General features: G+C 28.2%; 16 protein-coding genes. 13 read left to right on the forward strand and 3 right to left on the reverse strand.

Annotated features, from left to right (window positions below):
- From rpsI to cwlD, 3 genes are all read left to right on the forward strand, one after another.
- Positions 1–143, forward strand: a 143-nt coding sequence (gene rpsI, locus Q1K13_RS10100) for a 30S ribosomal protein S9 (protein WP_300350364.1), incomplete at its 5' end; no start/stop codon positions are given.
- Positions 144–662: 519 nt separating this feature from the next.
- Complete coding sequence (locus Q1K13_RS10105) at positions 663–2,276, forward strand: Na/Pi cotransporter family protein (protein WP_300350336.1); 1,614 nt, start codon at positions 663–665, stop codon at positions 2,274–2,276.
- Positions 2,277–2,492: 216 nt separating this feature from the next.
- Complete coding sequence (gene cwlD / locus Q1K13_RS10110; RefSeq protein ID WP_300350337.1) at positions 2,493–3,224, forward strand: N-acetylmuramoyl-L-alanine amidase CwlD; 732 nt, start codon at positions 2,493–2,495, stop codon at positions 3,222–3,224.
- Between the two features lie 269 nt (positions 3,225–3,493).
- Here the strand turns inward: cwlD and Q1K13_RS10115 are convergent, their stop codons facing one another.
- On the reverse strand, positions 3,494–4,351 hold the full coding sequence (locus Q1K13_RS10115) for a YitT family protein (RefSeq protein WP_300350340.1): 858 nt from the start codon (positions 4,349–4,351) through the stop codon (positions 3,494–3,496).
- Positions 4,352–4,681: 330 nt separating this feature from the next.
- On the opposite strand from Q1K13_RS10115, the gene Q1K13_RS10120 reads away from it, so the two are divergent.
- From Q1K13_RS10120 to rpsD, 6 genes are all read left to right on the forward strand, one after another.
- Positions 4,682–5,380 (forward strand): response regulator transcription factor, encoded by a 699-nt coding sequence (locus Q1K13_RS10120; RefSeq protein WP_300350341.1) that lies wholly within the window; start codon positions 4,682–4,684, stop codon positions 5,378–5,380.
- Positions 5,358–7,178: a sensor histidine kinase gene (locus Q1K13_RS10125; protein WP_300350343.1), complete on the forward strand. Its 1,821-nt coding sequence runs from the start codon at positions 5,358–5,360 to the stop codon at positions 7,176–7,178. Before Q1K13_RS10120 ends, Q1K13_RS10125 begins: the two co-directional genes overlap by 23 nt.
- A 112-nt stretch (positions 7,179–7,290) precedes the next feature.
- Positions 7,291–7,647, forward strand: a complete 357-nt coding sequence (locus Q1K13_RS10130) for an arsenate reductase family protein (RefSeq protein ID WP_300350346.1) — start codon at positions 7,291–7,293, stop codon at positions 7,645–7,647.
- 322 nt (positions 7,648–7,969) lie between these two features.
- Entirely contained in the window at positions 7,970–10,201 is a 2,232-nt protein-coding gene (locus tag Q1K13_RS10135; RefSeq protein WP_300350347.1) for a ribonucleoside-diphosphate reductase subunit alpha, read from the forward strand.
- Between the two features lie 176 nt (positions 10,202–10,377).
- Complete coding sequence (locus Q1K13_RS10140; RefSeq protein WP_300350348.1) at positions 10,378–11,412, forward strand: ribonucleotide-diphosphate reductase subunit beta; 1,035 nt, start codon at positions 10,378–10,380, stop codon at positions 11,410–11,412.
- Positions 11,413–11,663: 251 nt separating this feature from the next.
- The gene (gene rpsD, locus Q1K13_RS10145) at positions 11,664–12,257 is read left to right on the forward strand and encodes a 30S ribosomal protein S4 (RefSeq protein WP_300350350.1); all 594 of its coding nucleotides are present in this window, start codon (positions 11,664–11,666) and stop codon (positions 12,255–12,257) included.
- Positions 12,258–12,562: 305 nt separating this feature from the next.
- On the opposite strand, the gene Q1K13_RS10150 is transcribed toward rpsD, so the two are convergent.
- A complete protein-coding gene (locus Q1K13_RS10150; RefSeq protein ID WP_300350353.1) occupies positions 12,563–14,569 on the reverse strand; it encodes a sigma 54-interacting transcriptional regulator in 2,007 nt (668 codons plus the stop codon).
- Between the two features lie 472 nt (positions 14,570–15,041).
- Between Q1K13_RS10150 and ptsP the strand changes: the two genes are divergently transcribed.
- The 4 genes from ptsP to Q1K13_RS10170 all read left to right on the forward strand — a co-directional run bounded on the left by ptsP (position 15,042) and on the right by Q1K13_RS10170 (position 19,294).
- Positions 15,042–16,661 (forward strand): phosphoenolpyruvate--protein phosphotransferase, encoded by a 1,620-nt coding sequence (gene ptsP, locus Q1K13_RS10155; protein WP_300350356.1) that lies wholly within the window; start codon positions 15,042–15,044, stop codon positions 16,659–16,661.
- Positions 16,662–16,804: 143 nt separating this feature from the next.
- Positions 16,805–17,974, forward strand: a complete 1,170-nt coding sequence (gene iadA, locus Q1K13_RS10160) for a beta-aspartyl-peptidase (RefSeq protein WP_300350357.1) — start codon at positions 16,805–16,807, stop codon at positions 17,972–17,974.
- 118 nt (positions 17,975–18,092) lie between these two features.
- Positions 18,093–18,407: a thioredoxin gene (trxA, locus tag Q1K13_RS10165; protein ID WP_300350359.1), complete on the forward strand. Its 315-nt coding sequence runs from the start codon at positions 18,093–18,095 to the stop codon at positions 18,405–18,407.
- A gap of 29 nt (positions 18,408–18,436) precedes the next feature.
- A complete protein-coding gene (locus tag Q1K13_RS10170; protein ID WP_300350361.1) occupies positions 18,437–19,294 on the forward strand; it encodes an NAD(P)/FAD-dependent oxidoreductase in 858 nt (285 codons plus the stop codon).
- 85 nt (positions 19,295–19,379) lie between these two features.
- Here the strand turns inward: Q1K13_RS10170 and Q1K13_RS10175 are convergent.
- Positions 19,380–19,584 (reverse strand): transposase (locus Q1K13_RS10175; RefSeq protein ID WP_498038045.1); only part of this gene is annotated, 205 nt, incomplete at its 5' end.

Here is a 19,584-nt window from a genome sequence, read left to right on the forward strand (position 1 = left end):
CAAGAGCTTTATTAAAAGCTGACGAAAACTTAAGACCAGAATTAAAGAAAGCTGGATTCTTAACTAGAGACCCAAGAATGGTTGAAAGAAAGAAATGCGGTTTAAAGAAAGCAAGAAGATCTCCACAGTTCTCAAAGAGATAATATTGTTTTCATCAGAAAAGAAGGAGTTTACTCCTTCTTTTTTTTATTGAAAAATAATTTAAGGAGTTATTTTATGATTTTAAATTAAATTCAACTTATAAAATTAAGCCTTTTATATTATGTTTTTATTGGAAATTTAGGAAAATATATCTTTATACATATTCACACTTAATAATTTAAAGTAATTAAGAGGTATTAAATTACATAAATATTAACAATTTTTTAACTATAAGATGAATTTAAGATGTATAAATAAAAAATCTTTTAAAATGTAGAAATGGCTTTTTTACAAGGGTTTGACAGTTTTCAGTTTAACGATGATTAAAATAATTGGTGTTTAATTGGGAAAAAATTAAAAAAATTGGATACTATATTAAGTTTAGGTTAAAAAGAATACTTAAAACTTAACAAAGAGAGTGTTATATTGTAAAATTAGATAGAATTAATAATTAAAATATATAATATAAAAAATAAAAACGTTTGTAATTTTACAAATTAGCAAATTGGAGGAGAAGTATCTTGAAAGATGCAATTTTTACTTTAATTGAAGTTGCTGGTGGATTAGGCTTATTCTTATTTGGTATGAAACTAATGGGAGAAGGTTTAGAGAATGCTGCTGGAGACAAATTAAAAGGTATATTAGAGAAAGTTACTAAAAATCCTGTATCTGCTGTTTTAGTTGGAGCATTCGTAACTATGGTTGTTCAAAGTTCAAGTGCTACCACAGTAATGGTAGTTGGTTTTGTTAATGCAGGGCTTATGAATTTGGCACAGGCTACCGGTGTAATTATGGGTGCCAATGTTGGTACAACTATTACTGCCCAACTTGTTGCATTTAATTTAGATCAGATTGCACCTTTATTTGTAATAGTTGGGGTTGTATTATTAATGTCAGCTAAACAAAAAAAGAGAAAAGATATTGCTGATATAATTTTAGGATTTGGTATATTATTCATGGGAATGGGGATAATGAGTTCAGCTTTAAAACCATTATCTAATTCGGTTATATTTAAAAATATTATAATAGCAATAGATGATAATTGGATTTTAGGAATATTGACAGGTTTGGGACTTACTGCCATATTACAAAGCTCATCAGCAACAACTAGTATATTGATAGCTTTGGCATCAACTGGTACTGTAACTATAAAAATTATATTACCAATATTATTTGGATGTAATATTGGTACGTGTGTAACTGCTTTAATAGCTAGTATTGGTGCTAATAAAACAGCTCATAAGGCTGCTGGAATACATTTAATGTTTAATGTATTAGGTACTTTAATATTTATACCATTTATAGTGCCATTAGCAAATATTGTCCAAAAACTGAGTCCTGGAGATGTGCAAAGACAAATAGCTAATGCTCATACAATTTTCAATATAGCTGCTACAATAATTCTTGTTCCTTTAAGTAAGTATATGATTATGGTAGTTAACAAATTAATAAAAGGTGAAGATGAAATAGAGCATTGTGGTCCTAAATATCTCGATGAAAGATTATTAGAAACACCGGTAATTGCAGCAGGTCAAGTTCAAAAAGAAACTTTAAGAATGGCTAATAAAGCTAAAGAAAATTTAGAGTTAAGTATGACTGCCTTCAAAGACAATAATGAAGCCTTAGTCAAGAAAGTATATGAGAATGAAAAGCTTATAAATACATTAGAAGAAGCAATAACTTCTTACTTAGTTAAATTATCTAAATGTGATTTATCTGCTAAAGAAAGTAATATAGTAGCTTCAACATTCCATGTTGTAAATGACATAGAAAGAATTGGAGATCACGTTGAAAATATAGCAGACTTAACATTAGAGAAAATAGGTAGAAATTTGAAATATAGCGAAGATGCTTTAAAAGAGATTGATTATATCTATAATCAAGCAATTAAAGCCTTGGATATAACAATAGATTCTTATGCTAATGAAAATATTGATGAAGCTAGAACTATCTACGAAATAGAAAAAAGGATAGATGCTTCACAAAAAGAATTTAGAGAAAATCATATTAAGAGATTAAGCCAAGGGGCTTGCAATGCTTATGATGGTGCAATATTTATGGACCTACTAAGTAATTTTGAGAGAATTGGTGATCATGCAACTAATATAGCAGAATCTGTTATGGAAATTTACTAAGAAATTTGAGAGTACCTAGAATAGGTACTCTTTTTTGTATAAAATTATATTCAATAATTTTATAAGCCTATATGAGTAAAGAATATTTATTTAAATATTGGAAAAGATAAACTTAGATAGTTATATGAGAATTTTAAGTTGGTTTTCTAAGTTGCTTTACAAAAGATTAGGAGGTGAATAACCATTAGACAATTTTAAATTGTTTTTGGTGATTTTATGAAAAAAAGTTTTAAGATGATTTCATCTTTAATTCTAAGTTTGTTTATTTTTAGTTTTATAGGAATTAATGTTAATGCTGAGGAATGTAGAAAAGTTATAGTAATTGATCCTGGACACGGAGGAATAGATGGTGGAGGTAAAAGTGCTAGTGGAATTTTAGAAAAAGATATAAATTTATCTATAGCATTAAAAACTAAAGCAGCTTTGGAAAGCAAGGGATATAAGGTTGTTATGACTAGAACAGAGGATGTTGGATTATATAGCGAGGGTAAAAATACTAGAGAGAAGAAAAGAGAAGATTTAGCTAATAGAGTTAAAATAAAAAAAGAAAGTAAATGTGACGTATTTATAAGCATACATCAAAATATGTTCCCTCAAAAAAGTTGTAAGGGTGCTCAGGTTTGGAGTGCAGGCAATGAGGCAAGTAAGAAATTAGGGCAAATAATACAGGATAAATTTAAATTAGAGGTTGATGCTACTAATAAAAGAGTACCAAAGGTTGCTAAGAAAGAATATCGTATACTTAATGATAATTATGAGGGTGCTTCCTTAATATTAGAATGTGGATTTTTATCCAATCCAGAAGAAGGTGAACTTTTAGCTAAGGAGGATTATCAAGCTAAAATAGCTAATGCTATATCAAAATCTTTAGATGAATATTTTGAAGGAAATGGTGTAACTCAAATACCACCTGAAAGTGATAAGAAGGAAGAGACTTCTAAATCATAGTGAGAGTTAAGATTAAGTTTATAACCTAAAAATAATAATTTTATTATTAATAAGAATAGAATTATAAATAAAAGGTAAATAAATAGATTTATAAGATTAAAGTTCTTCATTATTTCTCCTAACATATTACTTTAATAATATATATTTTAGTGATTATAAAGATTATGATTATAATATTTTGGTTAATAATAAAATGTAGAATATAAATTGTTTAAATATAAAGTTTAACTTAAATAATAAAAGCTATGCATTTAAGCATAGCTTTTGTTTTATATATTTTTAAAGCCTTTTCCTTTAACTTCTGATACATCAATTATTGTTATAAAGGCGTTTGGATCTATATAGTGAATTGTATTTTTTAATTCAATCATCTGTCTTGTAGTAACTAAACAATAAAGCATCTTCTTTTTATCATGAGTGTATTCACCTTCTGCAAGAAGTGAAGTTACACCTCTGTGAAGATCTTTTATTATATAATCTATAATTTGCTGTTCTTTATCTGTTATTATAAGGAGTAATTGTTTTGAATGAATACCTTTAATAACTTTATCAACTAATACTGTTTGTACAAATATTGATATAAGAGTATAAAGTGAGGTTTCTATACCGAAAAATACTCCACCAACAGCTACTATACACATATTTATTGCAAAGCTCAGTGAACCTATGTTGAAGTTTGAATATTTTTTACGAATAACCATTGTGATTATGTCTGTTCCTCCAGTTGATCCACCTTTAGAGAATACAATTCCATAACCTATTCCACATATTGCACCACCAAATACACAGTAAAGTAATTTATCATCTAGACGGACTAGATGTGATAATGGTGAAGTTAACATAAGTGAAAGAGATAGTCCTAACATTCCAATTGCAGAACCAAAGGTAAACTTTTTTGAAAGTTTAAAATAGCTAAGCACAAATAAAGGAATGTTGATAATTAATACAACAATACCTGAGTTTACTCCCATTAAGTATTGAAAGATAAGTGCTATACCTGTGGCACCTCCACTAAGAAGTCTAGCATTTGATAAAAATAAGTTTACTCCTAGTGAGGAGATTAAACACCCTAAAAGAATAAAGGCGTAGTCAATTAGTAATTCTTTTTTCTCTCTAATATAATTCATAGGGATTCTCCTAAATTTATAAATAATAATATCTAATAGAGTAAAAAATAATTTTAATCTTGCATAGATATGTGAATTATGATTTTTTACCTACCAGATAATTAATTTCATAGGATATTATAAAGGTTTTTTCTGCAAAGTAAAGTAAATAGAAGTGGTGAAAAAGCAACTAATGTGTTTTTATGGTAAAATACATTGTATATACTAAGATTTTCACAGAATTAATGGTAATATTTATATCTTAATAAAATCGTAATAAATAAATATGTTTATTTTAATTTTCCTCCTTTAATATTTGATGAGGAGGGCATATTTGAGGAGTGTTTGGTTATGGGAAAAGAAAAATTTAATGTTTTAGTTGTTGATGATGAAAAAGAAATAAGAGATGCAATAGATATATATTTAAGAGGGGAAGGAATAAATGTAATTAAAGCTTGTGATGGAATAGAAGCTTTAGAAATTCTTGATAAGGAAGATATTCATCTAGTTGTATTAGATATAATGATGCCTAGATTAGATGGAAGAAGAACTTGTCTTAAGATAAGAGAGAGCAGAAATATTCCAATCATATTATTGTCAGCTAAGTCTGAGGATAGTGATAAAATTCTTGGATTAAATATTGGCGCTGATGATTATGTGACTAAGCCATTTAATCATTTAGAACTTGTTGCAAGAGTTAAATCACAGCTTAGAAGATATGATTATCCTCTGAATAGAGAAAATACACAGGATTTAATAGTAATAAAGGATTTAACAATAGATACAGTAAATAAACAAGTTTCATTAAGAGGAGAAAACATAAAGCTTACAGCAACAGAATATAAAATTTTAACACTTTTAGCTTCTCATCCAGGAAGAATATTTTCTATTAAGGAAATATATGAAAGAGTTTGGGAAGAGCCTTTTTATAAAAGTGAAAATACTGTGACTGTTCATATAAGAAGAATGAGAGAAAAAATAGAAATTAACTCTAAAGACCCAGAGTATATAAAGGTGGTGTGGGGACTTGGGTATAAAATTGACAAATAGTTTTTCTAGATGGTGGAGAAATTATAGTTTAACGGTAAGAAGTGCAGAGAATATGTTTATAATAATATTTGCAATATTTATTCCTGTACTTTATACCATAATGTTTGGGGGTTATAGCTTTGAAAATATAGTAAAACTTAATGCTAATTATAATCCTAACATAAGCACATCTGTAAAATATAGAGATGCTTTGATAAATCCAGAAAAGTATAGAGAAAGCAGATTATTAGCCCAGTCAGTTGATATATCTGATTTTCTTTATAATGAAACAAATTATCTAAGTACTTTAGATAATTTAGATACTAAGGAGAAAAAGGAAGCTTTTATTGCAAAACTTCAAGAGAGAGCTACTAGTTATTCTGGCGTAGTTCTTATAAATAAAAAAACAGGAGAGTATTATTCAAATAGAGTGTGGTTTTATGAAAAGCCATATAATTTATCTACTCCAAGGCAGGTTTTAGAAAGTTTATCTAAAAAAGATAATGTTGTTTTTGTTGAGTTAAATCCTAATAGTACCTATGAGGAGATATATTTTTCAAGAGGAGAACTTTATGATTCGGAAATAAGTTCAATAAAAATAGCATTTATTGTAACAATGACAACAACTTTATTTATGCTTCTATTAATTTTTAAGAAGCTATGTATGCTTAAAAATCTTGGTTTTAGGAAATACAAAGAAAGTTGGAAAAACGGGTATTTTTATAAATTTATAGAATGTATAAATGTACTTATTACTAAGAAGATGTTTATAGAAGAATTCTTAAAAGATAGAGTTGTTATATTTGTATTTATATTTACTATAATTTATATGCTTATTAATGGATTTATGAGAAATATAGAATTTGTTTGGAAGCAATATCATTATGTTTTAATTGACACAAGATATCTTTGGTTAATACCTATTATATTTGTAATACATTTTATTGGAAAGTTTATAAGAAAGTATGACGGTTTAGACAGCATAATAAAGGATATAGGTTCTGTTAAAAAAGGAAATACTGAGATAGAAATAAAAGATAATGATGATAGGCAAATAAGAGAGTTAGCAACAGAGGTTAATTATTTAAGGCTTGGATATATAGAACTTGTGGAAGAGGGAGTAAGGAATGAAAAACTTAAAACAGAACTTATTTCAAATGTATCACATGATTTAAAAACTCCTTTAACATCAATAATAAACTATGTAAATATACTTCAATTGGATGATATAAATGAAGAAGAGAGAAAAGAGTATGTAGAGATTTTAGATAAGAAATCTCAAATGCTTAAAAAACTTATAGATGACTTATTTGAAGTTTCAAAAATGTCATCAGGGAAAGTGGAACTTGAAAAGTATGATATAGATATAATTCAACTTGTTTATCAATGTATAGCTGAGGTTGAGGATGTTTATGCTGAAAAAAACATTCAGTTTAAAGTTAATGCTCCAGATGAATGTATTATTAGAATAGATCCACAGAGAATGTCTAGAGTATTTCAAAACCTAACTACCAATGCATTAAAGTATGGGTTAGAAAATACTAGAGTATATGTTGAAATTAAAGATTTAGAGAAGTATGTGGAAATATCATTTAAAAATGTTTCTTCATATGCATTAGATTTTGATGAGCAGGATATATTAGAGAGGTTTGCAAGAGGAGATGAATCAAGAAATTCAACTGTGGAGGGTTCAGGATTAGGTTTAGCTATTGCTAAAACAATAGTGGAACTTCATAATGGTAAATTTAGAGTTGAGTGTGAAGGTGATTTATTTAAAGCTTTTGTTTTAATTCCTAAAAGTAAGGATATAGAATATTAAATTTTAATATGAATTTTTGGATAGCAAGATGTGGATTTCATATCTTGCTATATTGCTTATAATGAGTATAATTATTATATAATAATATTTATTAGAAAGAAGGATGAGAAATATGAGTTGTTTATTTTTAGAATATCCTAAATGTAGTACATGTAGAAAAGCAAAGAAATGGTTAGAAGAGAATAATGTAGATTTTAAGGATAGAATGATAGTTGATGAAAATCCAACTAAAGAAGAATTAAAAAAGTGGTATGAGAGAAGTGGGTTAACACTAAATAAATTCTTCAATACTTCAGGAAAGTTATATAGAGAAATGAATTTAAAAGATAAGGTTAAAACAGCAAGTGAAGATGAACTTTTAGAAATATTAGCTTCTAATGGAATGTTAGTAAAAAGACCTTTAATAGTAAAAGATGATGTAGTTCTTGTTGGATTTAAAGAAGAGCAGTGGAATGAAATTTTAAAATAGATTTTTGATTTAATAATTAGGTTTAAAATATGATGAAATTTTATTGGCTACAGAATTATTTTCTGTAGTCTTTTTTGTTAAATAAATATAAATGACTAATTTACTTGATTTAGTGTAGATATTATAAATGTCAATAATTATTATTAAGCGAATAGTATTAAAAAAAGAAAATAGAACTTAAATAATAAGGTTTATTTATATAAAAACTTAACTTTTCAAAGAAATTTATGTTTTACAAAAACAACTTTACTTATTATAATAAATTGTCAAGATATTGTGCGAAAATAAAAAGAGATTACTATATATTGTGGAGGGTTAGCTAATGACATTATTAAAAAGATACTGTTCATGGTCTTTAAGAGAGTTAAGTGATGAAAGTGGATTATATACTGAAGAAAAATTACAAGTTGCTTTAGACAACATAGTTACTTCAGCTATGGGAGAAAAAGAGATAGTGAAGTCTTTTATTCAAGTTTCATTGGAATTAACTTCTCAAACAGAACCAAGATGGCAGGAAATTGCGGCAAAGTTATATGTTAAGAATTTATATGATGAAGTAAGAGAAAATAGAGGATTAGAACAGGGTGAAGATCCATATGATAATTTCTATGACTTTATAAAAGAACTTACTGATAAAGGATTATATGGGAAATATATTTTAGGAAATTATTCTAAAGAAGATATAGAAGAACTTGAAAGAGAAATAAAAAGAGAGAGAGATTTCTTATTTACATACAGTGGAATAAATTTATTAGCTAAAAGATATTTAATTCAAGATTATAATAGATTGCCATTAGAACTTCCACAACAAATGTTTATGGGTATAGCTATGCACCTTGCTATTCCAGAGAAAAAGGAAAATAGACTTTATTGGGTTAAGAGATTTTATGATGTTTTAAGTTCAATAAAAGCAACAATGGCTACTCCAACTATGTCTAATGCTAGAAAACCATTCTATCAATTGAGTTCATGTTTCATAGATACAGTTGAAGATAGTTTAGGTGGAATTTATAAATCATTAGATAACTTCTCAAAGGTTTCTAAGTTCGGTGGTGGAATGGGAATCTACATGGGAAAAGTTAGAGCTTTAGGATCAGCAATAAGAGGATTTAAAGGGGCTTCAGGTGGAATAATACCTTGGATAAAATTATTTAATGATACAGCAGTGGCAGTTGACCAGTTAGGAGTTAGAAATGGCTCAGTTGCTATATGGCTTGATGCATGGCACAAAGATTTACCTGAGTTTCTTCAATTAAGAACTAATAACGGTGATGATAGAAAGAAGGCACACGATGTATTCCCAGGGCTTTGTTATCCAGATTTATTTTGGAAGTTAGCTGAGAATGATATAGATGCTAACTGGTATATGATGTGCCCTCACGAAATAAAGAGTGTTAAAGGATACTCATTAGAAGATTTCTATGGAGAAGAGTGGGAAAAGAAATACTACGAATGTGTAGAAGATGATAGAATTGATAAGAGAGTTATGAGTGTTAAGGATATAGTTAGACTTATAATTAAGAGTGCTGCAGAAACTGGAACACCCTTTGCTTTTTATAGAGATACGGTAAACAAGTTTAATCCAAATAAACACAAAGGAATCATATATTCATCAAATCTTTGTACAGAAATTATGCAAAATATGAGTGCTATGGAAATTGAACAAACTGAAATTAAAGATGAAAATGGAGATATAGTTGTAATAGAAAAAACAAAACCAGGTGATTTTGTTGTATGTAACCTTTCATCAGTAGTTTTAGGAAATGTAGATGTTAATTCAGAAGAAGAGGTTGAATATGTTGTTGAAACTCAAATAAGAGCTATGGACAATGTAATAGACTTAAACTACTACTCAGTGCCATTTGCTGAAATAACAAATAAAAAATATAGAGCTGTTGGGCTTGGAACGTCAGGATACCATCATATGCTTGTAAATAATAAAATAGTTTGGAATTCAGAAGAACACTTAGAATTTGTGGATAAGGTTTATGAAAGAATAAACTTCTACGCAATAAAAGCAAGTTTAAATATTGCTAAAGAAAAAGGAAGTTATCCATTATTTGAAGGATCAGATTGGAGTAATGGAGATTACTTTGATTTAAGAGATTATAAGTCTTCAAAGTGGAAAGAGTTAAAAGAAGAGATAGCTAAATATGGTATGAGAAATGGATATCTATTTGCAGTCGCTCCAAATGGCTCAACAGCTACATTAGCAGGAACATCAGAAGGTGTAGACCCAGTTATGAATAGATTTTGGTTAGAAGAGAAAAAAGGAAGCATAACACCTAAGGTTGCACCAGGTTTATGTCAAGAAAACTTCTGGTACTATGTATCAGCTTACAATGTAGACCAAGAATTCTCAGTAAAAGCTAATGGAGTAAGACAAAGACATATAGACCAAGGACAATCATTTAATCTTTATATAACAACGGATTTTACAATGAGACAAATAATGAATCTTTATATTACTGCTTGTAAAAGTGGAGTTAAGAGTATTTACTATGTAAGAAGTAAATCATTAACTGTTGATGAATGTGAAAGTTGTTCAGCTTAATAATAAGCTTATATTAAATTTATTTAGATTTTATATATGAAATAATTATAAGTGACAAAACAATAATTGATAATATTAAGATACTCATCTAAGAAATTAGGTGAGTATCTATTAACTTATATAAATGTACTATGATAGAAAAGATATTAAATAAAGTGATGAAAGGTGAATCAAGGATGGAAATTAATAAAAGACCACTTTTTAATGAGTTTGGTGATACAGAAACTAATAAAAAGAGAATGATAAATGGTAATACAACTAATCTAAATGATTTCAATAACATGAAATATACTTGGGTTGCAGATTGGTACAGACAGGCCATGAATAACTTTTGGATTCCAGAGGAAATAAACTTATCTCAAGATTTAAAAGACTATAAAATATTAACTAAGGAAGAGAAAACTGCATATGATAAGATATTATCTTTCTTAATATTCCTAGATTCAATACAAACAGCAAACTTAGGAAATATAAATAGTTACATAACTGCTTCAGAGGTTAATTTATGTTTAACAATACAAGCTTTCCAAGAAGCTGTTCACTCACAAAGTTATAGTTATATGCTAGATAGTATATGTTCACCAGAGGAAAGAAATGAGATATTGTTCCAATGGAAAGATGATGAAATATTGCTTCAAAGAAATAAATTTATAGGAGAGTTATATAATAATTTTTTAGAAAACTCAAATATGGAAAATTTCTTAAAATCAGTAATGGCTAACTATATTTTAGAAGGAGTTTATTTTTACTCAGGATTTATGTTTTTCTACAATTTAGAGAGAAATGGAAAAATGCCAGGTTCAGCTCAAGAAATAAGATACATAAATAGAGATGAAAATACTCACTTATGGTTGTTTAGAAGTATAATAAAAGAATTAAGAGAAGAAATGCCAGAATTATTCACTGAAGAACTTAAAAATGAATTGAGAGAAATGGTTAAAATAGGGGTTGAGCATGAAATTGCATGGGGACACTATGTTATAGGTGATAATGTAAATGGAATAAACAAAAACCTTATAGAAAGATACATAAAATATATTGGTAATTTAAGAGTTAAGGCTGTAGGATTAGATCCTTTATTTGAAGGATATGATGAAAATCCGGCACCTTGGGTTGATTACTATGCTGATGCAAATCAAGTTAAGACTGATTTCTTTGAAGCTAAGTCAACTGCCTACGCAAAAGCTGGTGCATTAATTGATGATTTATAAAATTTAATTAAGGTTTATAAGTAAAAGCTACTAAACAGTTTTGAAAAGTTTGGTGGCTTTTAATTTATTTTTAAGATAGTGTAAAATTTATTGAAACAAGAAAATTAGTAAATAGTAATTTTAAAGAGTTTTTAGTAGCATTAATAGGATAATTTAATATAAAAGAGATATTTGTTAATGATAATCATTTTCAATTTTGAATAATTTATGATAATATAACATCATAGAAAACAAACATTTGGAGGTTTAATATGGCTAAGATGATGGGACCTCGTTTCAAGATGTGCAGAAGACTTGGATTAAATGTTATAGGACATCCAAAAGCAATGGAACGAGCTTATAGAGGCACTAGTAGAGCAGATAAGAAATTATCTGATTATGGTGTTCAATTATTAGAGAAACAAAGATTAAGAGCTTATTATGGTGTTATGGAAAGACAATTTACTAGATATGTAGATCAAGCTTTTAATAGTAAGGAGCAACCAGGTGAAGCTTTACTTATGATTCTAGAATCAAGACTAGATAATATGGTTTATAGAATGGGATTTGCTAATTCTATAAGACAAGCAAGACAAATGGTTAATCATGGACATTTCTTAGTAAATGGTGAAAAAGTAAACATACCATCTTTCAGATTAAAGGTTGGAGATGAAGTTGTTTTAAGAGAAAAATCAAGAAAAACAGAAATGTTTGTAAACAACTTTAAAGATAGCATAGGAAATGAAGTTCCTTATATAATGAAAGAAGAGGATAACTTTAAAGGAATATTTGCTAGAAGACCAAAGAGAGAAGAAATTCCAATAACAATACAAGAGCAATTAATAGTTGAGTTCTACTCTAAATAATAAAAGCTGTATAACTAATTAAGCCTTTTAAATCCAGATTTAGTTTTAATTACACGCTGTTCCTCTAATTAAAACTAAACTATCTTGCAAAAATTATACTTCAAAATGTAATGTTACTAAACTCTTACTAATAAAAAACACTTGAAGGGGTGCTGACCTTCAAGTGTTTTTTTCTTTTAATTAAATTTTACATATATCCAAACATAAAGTTTGGGAAACTAATCTAAATAAGACAGTCAATAATAAAATTATATCTAAAAATACAAAATGTATCTAGTAATTTAGAAATTTTTCATATGAAAAAATTATCTATTTACTTCTATATTATATTTTTTACATTTTAAAGAAATTGTTCTATGAGTTAATCCTAAAGCTTTTCCTGCTTTATTAAATGATTTGTATTTTTTCATAGCAGCTTTAATGATTTGTTTTTCATATTCCTCAAAAGGAAGTATGTTATCTTCATCTATATTTAATCCAAAGGATTTAGTCTCAATTGGTTTAAGATAAGATGGAAGATAAGTACTGTCTATATAATCTCCATCACAAAGATTTATAGCTCTTTCCATTATATTTTCAAGTTCACGTATATTACCAGGCCAAGAATATTCTATTAAAAGATTAAGAGCATCTTGATTTATTCCTAATATATTTTTATTAAGTTTTTTATTAAGCTTGCTTATAAAATGTTCAACAAGTTCAGGAATATCCTCTTTTCTTTCTCTAAGTGGAGGAAGATTTATTCCAAGTACATTTAATCTGTAATATAAATCTTCTCTAAAGGAACCTTCTTCAATCATTTCTTCAAGATTTCTATTTGTAGCAGCAACCACTCTAACATCAATATTTCTAGGTGTTATACCACCAACACTCTCAATTTCTCTTTCTTGAAGAACTCTAAGTAATTTAACTTGCATAGAAAGAGGCATATCTCCAATTTCATCTAAAAATATAGTTCCACCATCAGCTATAGCAAACTTACCAGGTTTACTTTGCAGTGCACCTGTAAATGCCCCTTTTTCATATCCAAATAACTCGCTTTCTAATAGATTTTCTGGAATTGAAGCACAGTTTACTCTAACAAAGGGTTTATTCTTTCTATTACTATTATTATGTATAGCTTTTGCAATAAGTTCCTTACCAGTACCACTTTCTCCTATTATTAATACAGTAGATGTGGTTTCAGAAGCTTTTTGACACATATACATAATATCTCTCAAGGTTCTAGTTGAACCTATTATATTGTTGAAGGAAGAATTTTTAGAAAGTTGTCTTAGAAATTCTTTTTTATAATAATCTAATTCTTGTTCTGATTTATTAAGTTTAGACATAAGTTCTTTAATTAAACTTACTGGTCTAGAAGTTGAAATAACACCTTTGAATTCTCCATCAATAAACAAAGGATCAATGGTACTTATAACATTAGTACCATTTTTTTTGTGAATGACATCTTTAATTAATTTTTTTTCTTTAAAAACTTTAGCTCTAAGGCCTTTAGGAGCAACATCAAAGATACTTTTTCCTATCATTTCTGAAGTAATTATTGAGTAGTTTTTAACATAAGATGGATTTAGATAGTTTATTACTCCATTTTCATCTACAAAACAAATCATATCCTGAGAGTTTTCTAGTATTTTAGTAAACTTCTCATTTATTTCTTTCATTCCTATGATGTCAGAAACATCCTGAATAACGCTGATAGCTCCAATTATCTTTTTATTTATAAAAAGAGGAGAACTATTAACTAGCCCAACTCTGTTATTAATATGTAAAGTTGAACCAAATTTCTTTAGATTACTAAGCATTACATGAGGAAGCTGAGATGAAGGAATTACTTCTTGAATTTTTTTGCCTTTAACATCATTTTTATTACAGCCTATAAAATTTAAAGCATATTTATTTATTGTTATTATATTCTGTTCAATATCTATAACAACAATTCCAATAGGTAAACTTTCAATAACTTGCTCATTAGCAACTATACTAGCATCTATAATTTCATCAATTTCATTATTTTCAGGCTCTGATATGTTATTTATATTTTTATCAATAAAATCCATTAAGGATTGAACTGCTAGTTTTTCAATCATACCTTCATTTTTTGAACCTATAAGTATACTTTCTCCAGGAAGAACCTTAAGAGAAAGAATTGCTAACATGCTAATACCAAGCCAATCAGTATAAGAATCTTTTTTTATATAAAGTTTAACTTTATATTGAGATTCTATTTCAGAAGCTCTATTAACAATCATAGCCGAATATCTAGTATGTAGACCTAAAGGGGTTTTTATAATTAATTCTCTTGAATACATTAAATGAAATCACCGTCCAAAGTTTAATTTTTTTGCGAATTATGCATGAAAAACGAATAAGTTGATATTTTTTATCAAGTATTAATAATATATTATCAGAAAAAAAGTTATAATTAAAGAGGTTAAGAAGTTTAAAGTTAATAAAACAAATAAAAGTTGATAAAAAATATCAATTTAAAAATATGTTTGATATTTTTTATCATATTTAGTATAATTAAATCAAATAACAACTAATCATTTTTTTATGGTAATTTAAAATAAAAGTTTTTAAAAATAAATGAATAGGCATTTTTACTAGCTTTTATGAGTATAATATATATAAAGTTAAAAATTTTTTTTGAAAAGTTTAAAGTTTGGCACAATAATTGCTAATATATATTATCAGTGAATTTGAAAAGTGAATTAGTTGAATTGTGATTGATATTTAATGTTGTATTTAATTGAGAGTACAAACTTAAAGGAGGACTACATAATGAAAAAAGGTATTGCTGCTTCAAAAGGATATGCAATAGGAACTGTATTTATACAAGAACATGAGGAAATCGTAATAACAGATGCTAAAGTTTCTGATATATCTCTTGAAAAAGAAAAATTAGCTAAAGCTTTAGAACAATCAAAAGAGCAGTTACAAGCTATAAAAGAAAAAACTGCTAAAGAAATTGGTGAACATGAAGCTCAAGTCTTTGAAGCCCATTTAATGTTATTAGATGACGTAGAGTTTACTGGTCAAATGGATATGACAATTGAAAATGATCAATTAAATGCTATGAAAGCTGTACAAAATGTTACAGATACTTTCGTTATGATATTTGACTCTATGGATGACCCTTATATGAGAGAAAGGGCAGCAGATATAAAAGATGTTTCTAAGAGAATAATCGCTAACCTAGCTGGTAAGGGCGCAAATGGAATGGACAATGTAGGAGCTAATACTGTTGTTGTAGCTCATGACTTAACACCTTCTGATACTGCTCAATTAGATAGAAGTAAAGTTATTGGTTTCTTAACTAATATTGGAGGAAGAACTTCTCACTCAGCTATTATGGCTAGAACATTAGAAATACCAGCTGTTGTTGGATTAGGAGATATTACAACATCAGTTAAAAATGGAGATTCTATAATAGTTGATGGTATTGAAGGTTTAGCTATAATCAACCCAGATGAAGCTACTATAAAAGAATATCAAGCTAGATTAGAGAAATTTAAAGCAGAGCAAGAAGAATTAAAGAAATTAATAGAGGTTAAAACAACTACTAAATCAGGTAGAAGAATAGAAGTTTGCGGAAATATTGGTAAAGCTCAAGACGTAGATCAAGTTTTAGCAAATGGTGGAGATGGAGTTGGACTATTTAGAACTGAGTTCTTATATATGGATAGAGAAGAAGCTCCAAGTGAAGAAGAACAATTTGAAGCTTACAAATATGTTTTAGAAAAAACAGAAGGTAAGCAGGTTGTTATTAGAACACTAGATATCGGTGGAGATAAAACTCTTCCATATTTACCACTACCAGAAGAAATGAACCCATTCTTAGGATACAGAGCTATAAGATTATGCTTAGATAGAAGAGATATATTCAAAGTTCAAATAAGAGCTTTATTAAGAGCTTCTGTTTATGGAAATCTTGCAGTAATGTTCCCAATGATTTCAGGATTAGAAGAATTCCAAACTGCTAAAGAGTTTGTTGAAGAGTGTAAAGCAGAATTAAGAGAAGAGGGTATTGCTTACTCAGATTCAATTCAATGGGGTATAATGGTTGAAATCCCAGCAGCAGCAGTTTACGCTGATGAATTAGCTAAATATGTTGATTTCTTCTCAATCGGAACTAATGATTTAATCCAATACACATTAGCTGCTGATAGAATGAGTGAAAAGGTATCATACCTTTACAACCCAATGCATCCAGCTGTATTAAGATTAATAAAAATGACAATAGATGGTGCTCACAAACATGGTAAGTGGGTAGGCATGTGTGGAGAGATGGCAGGAGATGAGAGAGCTATACCTACATTAGTTGAGTATGGTTTAGATGAATTCTCAATGAGTGCTACATCAATCTTAACTGCTAAAAAAATAATAATGGAACAAGAATAATAGTAAATAATTAAAATTAATATACAACACTCAAAACCCTAAGATAAGCACGAAGAAATTCGTGCTTTTTTTTTTATAATTTAAATTATTATTTAATTTTAGGAGAAAATAAAAATAAGTTTATTTATAAGGAGGTGTTTTAAGTGTTAAAAGTTATTAAAAATGTTGAAGTTTATGATCCAGAATATTTAGGAAAAAAGAATATTGTTATATTAAGTGATAAGATTGAGGGATTATACGATGAGATTAATATTCCGGAGGATTTTATAAATATTCAAGTAATTGATGGAGAAGGAATGATTGCAGTTCCTGGGTTCATAGATTGCCATGTCCACATAATTGGAGGTGGAGGAGAAGGAGGTTTTAGAACAAGAACTCCTGAACTTCAACTAAGTAGTATAATAAAAGGTGGAATAACTACATTGGTAGGATGTATTGGAACAGATGGTGTTTGTAGAAATATGAAAGGATTAGTTGCGAAGGCTCATGCTTTATGCGAAGAAGGAGTAACTTGTTATTGTTATACTGGTTCTTATGATGTCCCTGTGAATACTATAACTAGAAGTGTAAAAAGTGATTTGATTTTAATTGATAAGGTTATTGGTGTTGGAGAGATTGCACTGTCAGACCATAGAAGTTCTCAACCTACTTATGAGCAATTTGTTAATATAGTTGCTCAGGCAAGAGTTGGTGGATTATTATCAGGAAAAGCAGGTATAGTTAACGTTCATTTAGGTAGTGGAAAAAGGATGATTGAATATATAACTAAATTAATAAATGAAACAGAAATTCCTCCAAATCAAATTATTCCTACACATATGGGAAGAAGTAAGGAATTATTTGAAGCTGGAATACTTCATGCTAAATCTGGTGGACAGATAGATTTAACAACATCGTCTGATCCTCAACATTTAGAAGAAGGAGAGTTAACAGCTGGGCTTGGACTTAAAAAATTATTAGATGAAGGTGTTCCTATAGAAAGAATAACATTTTCTTCAGATGGTAATGGAAGTATGCCTTTATTTGATGAAAATGGAGAGCTTAAAGGTCTTGGGATATGTTCTGTTGAAACTTTATTTAGAGAGGTAAAAGAGGCGATTAAACTAGGAGTACCTTTAGAAAAGGCCATAAGAGTTATAACTAGTAATGTGGCTAATGTATTAAAATTAGAACATAAAGGATTTATATCTACAGGGAAAGATGCAGATATAGTTTTACTAGATAAGAAAAATTTAGATATAAATTCTGTTATTTCTAGAGGGAATATTTTGATGAATAATAAAGAATTGTTAGTAAAAGGTACTTTTGAATAATAAAATTATAAAAATTAAATAATAATAATTATTTGTAACATTGACTTAATATTTTAAATATAATATAATTGTAAATAATAAAGTACCCCCAAGGGGTATAATCAGGAGGCGTGTAAAAATGGTAAAACATATAAATGATCAAGATTTCAATACAGAGGTAATAGAAGCAAGTGAAGTAGTTGTTGTAGATTTTTGGGCAACTTGGTGTGGACCTTGTAAAATGATAGCTCCAATTATTGAAGAATTAGCTTCAGAGATGGAAAATGTTAAATTTGTTAAGGTTGATGTTGATAAAAACCCTAGTTCAGCAGGAAAATATCAAATACAAAGTATTCCAACTTTATTAATATTCAAAGAAGGAAAAGTTGTTGATACTTTAGTTGGTTTCAGACCAAAAGCTGCATTAGTTGAAACTATTAAAAAATATCTTTAATAAATAGTTTCATAAGGAGATGAATAAATTTGAGCGAAAGATATGATATAGCCATAATAGGAAGTGGCCCAGCTGGACTTTCAGCTGCATTAAATGCAAAGATAAGAAATAAAAAATTTATTCTTTTTGGAAATAGTGATTTAAGTTCTAAGCTTATGAAAGCACCAAAGATTAACAATTATCTTGGATTCGTTGGTAAGAACGGAGAAGACCTAAAAAATCAATTTATGGGTCATTTAAGAGAAATGGATATAAATATAACTGAAGAGAGAATAAATAATATTTATGCTATGGGAGAGTACTTCGCTCTTATGGTGAATGAAAAAATGTATGAAGCAACTACAATTATTTTAGCAACAGGTATAGAATATGCAAAACCTATGAAAGGGGAAGAGGAATTCCTTGGAAAAGGTGTTGGGTACTGTGCTACTTGTGATGCTCCTTTATACAAAGAGAAGGTTGTAACTATAATAGGATATAATAAGGAAGCCGAAGAAGAAGCTAATTTTGTAAGCGAGTTAGCATCTAAAGTGTACTATATTCCTAGATATAAAGGAGAATTTGAATTAAATTCATCAATTGAAGTTGTAGAAGATATTCCAGTAGAAATACAGGGAGATAACAAGGTTAATAGGTTAATAACTAAAAATGGTGAAATTGAAACTGATGGTATATTCTTATTAAGAGATAGTATATCACCAGGACAATTAGTACCAGGATTAAAAATAACTGATGACCACATAGAAGTAGATAGAACAATGAAAACTAATATAGAAGGATGCTTTGCTGCAGGAGATTGTACAGGTAAGCCTTATCAATATATAAAAGCTGCAGGAGAAGGAAACGTTGCTGCATTAAGTGCGGTTTCATATTTAGACAAAAAATAAATATTTGAAATTATTTAAAAATTTAATTATCTAAATTGCAATATCAAATTGAATTATTCCTTAATTATGATTTAAAAATTAATTATTATAATGAATATATTTCATATAAGTGTATTTCAAATAACTCTTCCGGAGTCTTGTAATCAAGAAACTTTCTAGGAAGAGTATTCATCCAATTTTCTATGAAAGATATAGTTTCAAGTGAGTAGTCTGAAATTCGTTTTCCCTTTGGGATAAAACGTCTAATTAAGCCATTATGACGCTCATTTGTGCCTTTTTCAAATGAAGAA

Source organism: Clostridium sp., assembly GCF_029267215.1.
Lineage (GTDB): Bacteria > Bacillota > Clostridia > Clostridiales > Clostridiaceae > Sarcina.

Bases quoted from the DNA above. Each gene is read 5' to 3' on its own strand.
- cwlD (WP_300350337.1), top strand. From the start codon at position 2,493: ATGAAAAAAAGTTTTAAGATGATTTCATCTTTAATTCTAAGTTTGTTT.
- Q1K13_RS10115 (WP_300350340.1), bottom strand. From the start codon at position 4,351: ATGAATTATATTAGAGAGAAAAAAGAATTACTAATTGACTACGCCTTT.
- Q1K13_RS10120 (WP_300350341.1), top strand. From the start codon at position 4,682: ATGGGAAAAGAAAAATTTAATGTTTTAGTTGTTGATGATGAAAAAGAA.
- Q1K13_RS10130 (WP_300350346.1), top strand. From the start codon at position 7,291: ATGAGTTGTTTATTTTTAGAATATCCTAAATGTAGTACATGTAGAAAA.
- Q1K13_RS10135 (WP_300350347.1), top strand. From the start codon at position 7,970: ATGACATTATTAAAAAGATACTGTTCATGGTCTTTAAGAGAGTTAAGT.
- Q1K13_RS10140 (WP_300350348.1), top strand. From the start codon at position 10,378: ATGGAAATTAATAAAAGACCACTTTTTAATGAGTTTGGTGATACAGAA.
- rpsD (WP_300350350.1), top strand. From the start codon at position 11,664: ATGGCTAAGATGATGGGACCTCGTTTCAAGATGTGCAGAAGACTTGGA.
- Q1K13_RS10150 (WP_300350353.1), bottom strand. From the start codon at position 14,569: ATGTATTCAAGAGAATTAATTATAAAAACCCCTTTAGGTCTACATACT.
- ptsP (WP_300350356.1), top strand. From the start codon at position 15,042: ATGAAAAAAGGTATTGCTGCTTCAAAAGGATATGCAATAGGAACTGTA.
- trxA (WP_300350359.1), top strand. From the start codon at position 18,093: ATGGTAAAACATATAAATGATCAAGATTTCAATACAGAGGTAATAGAA.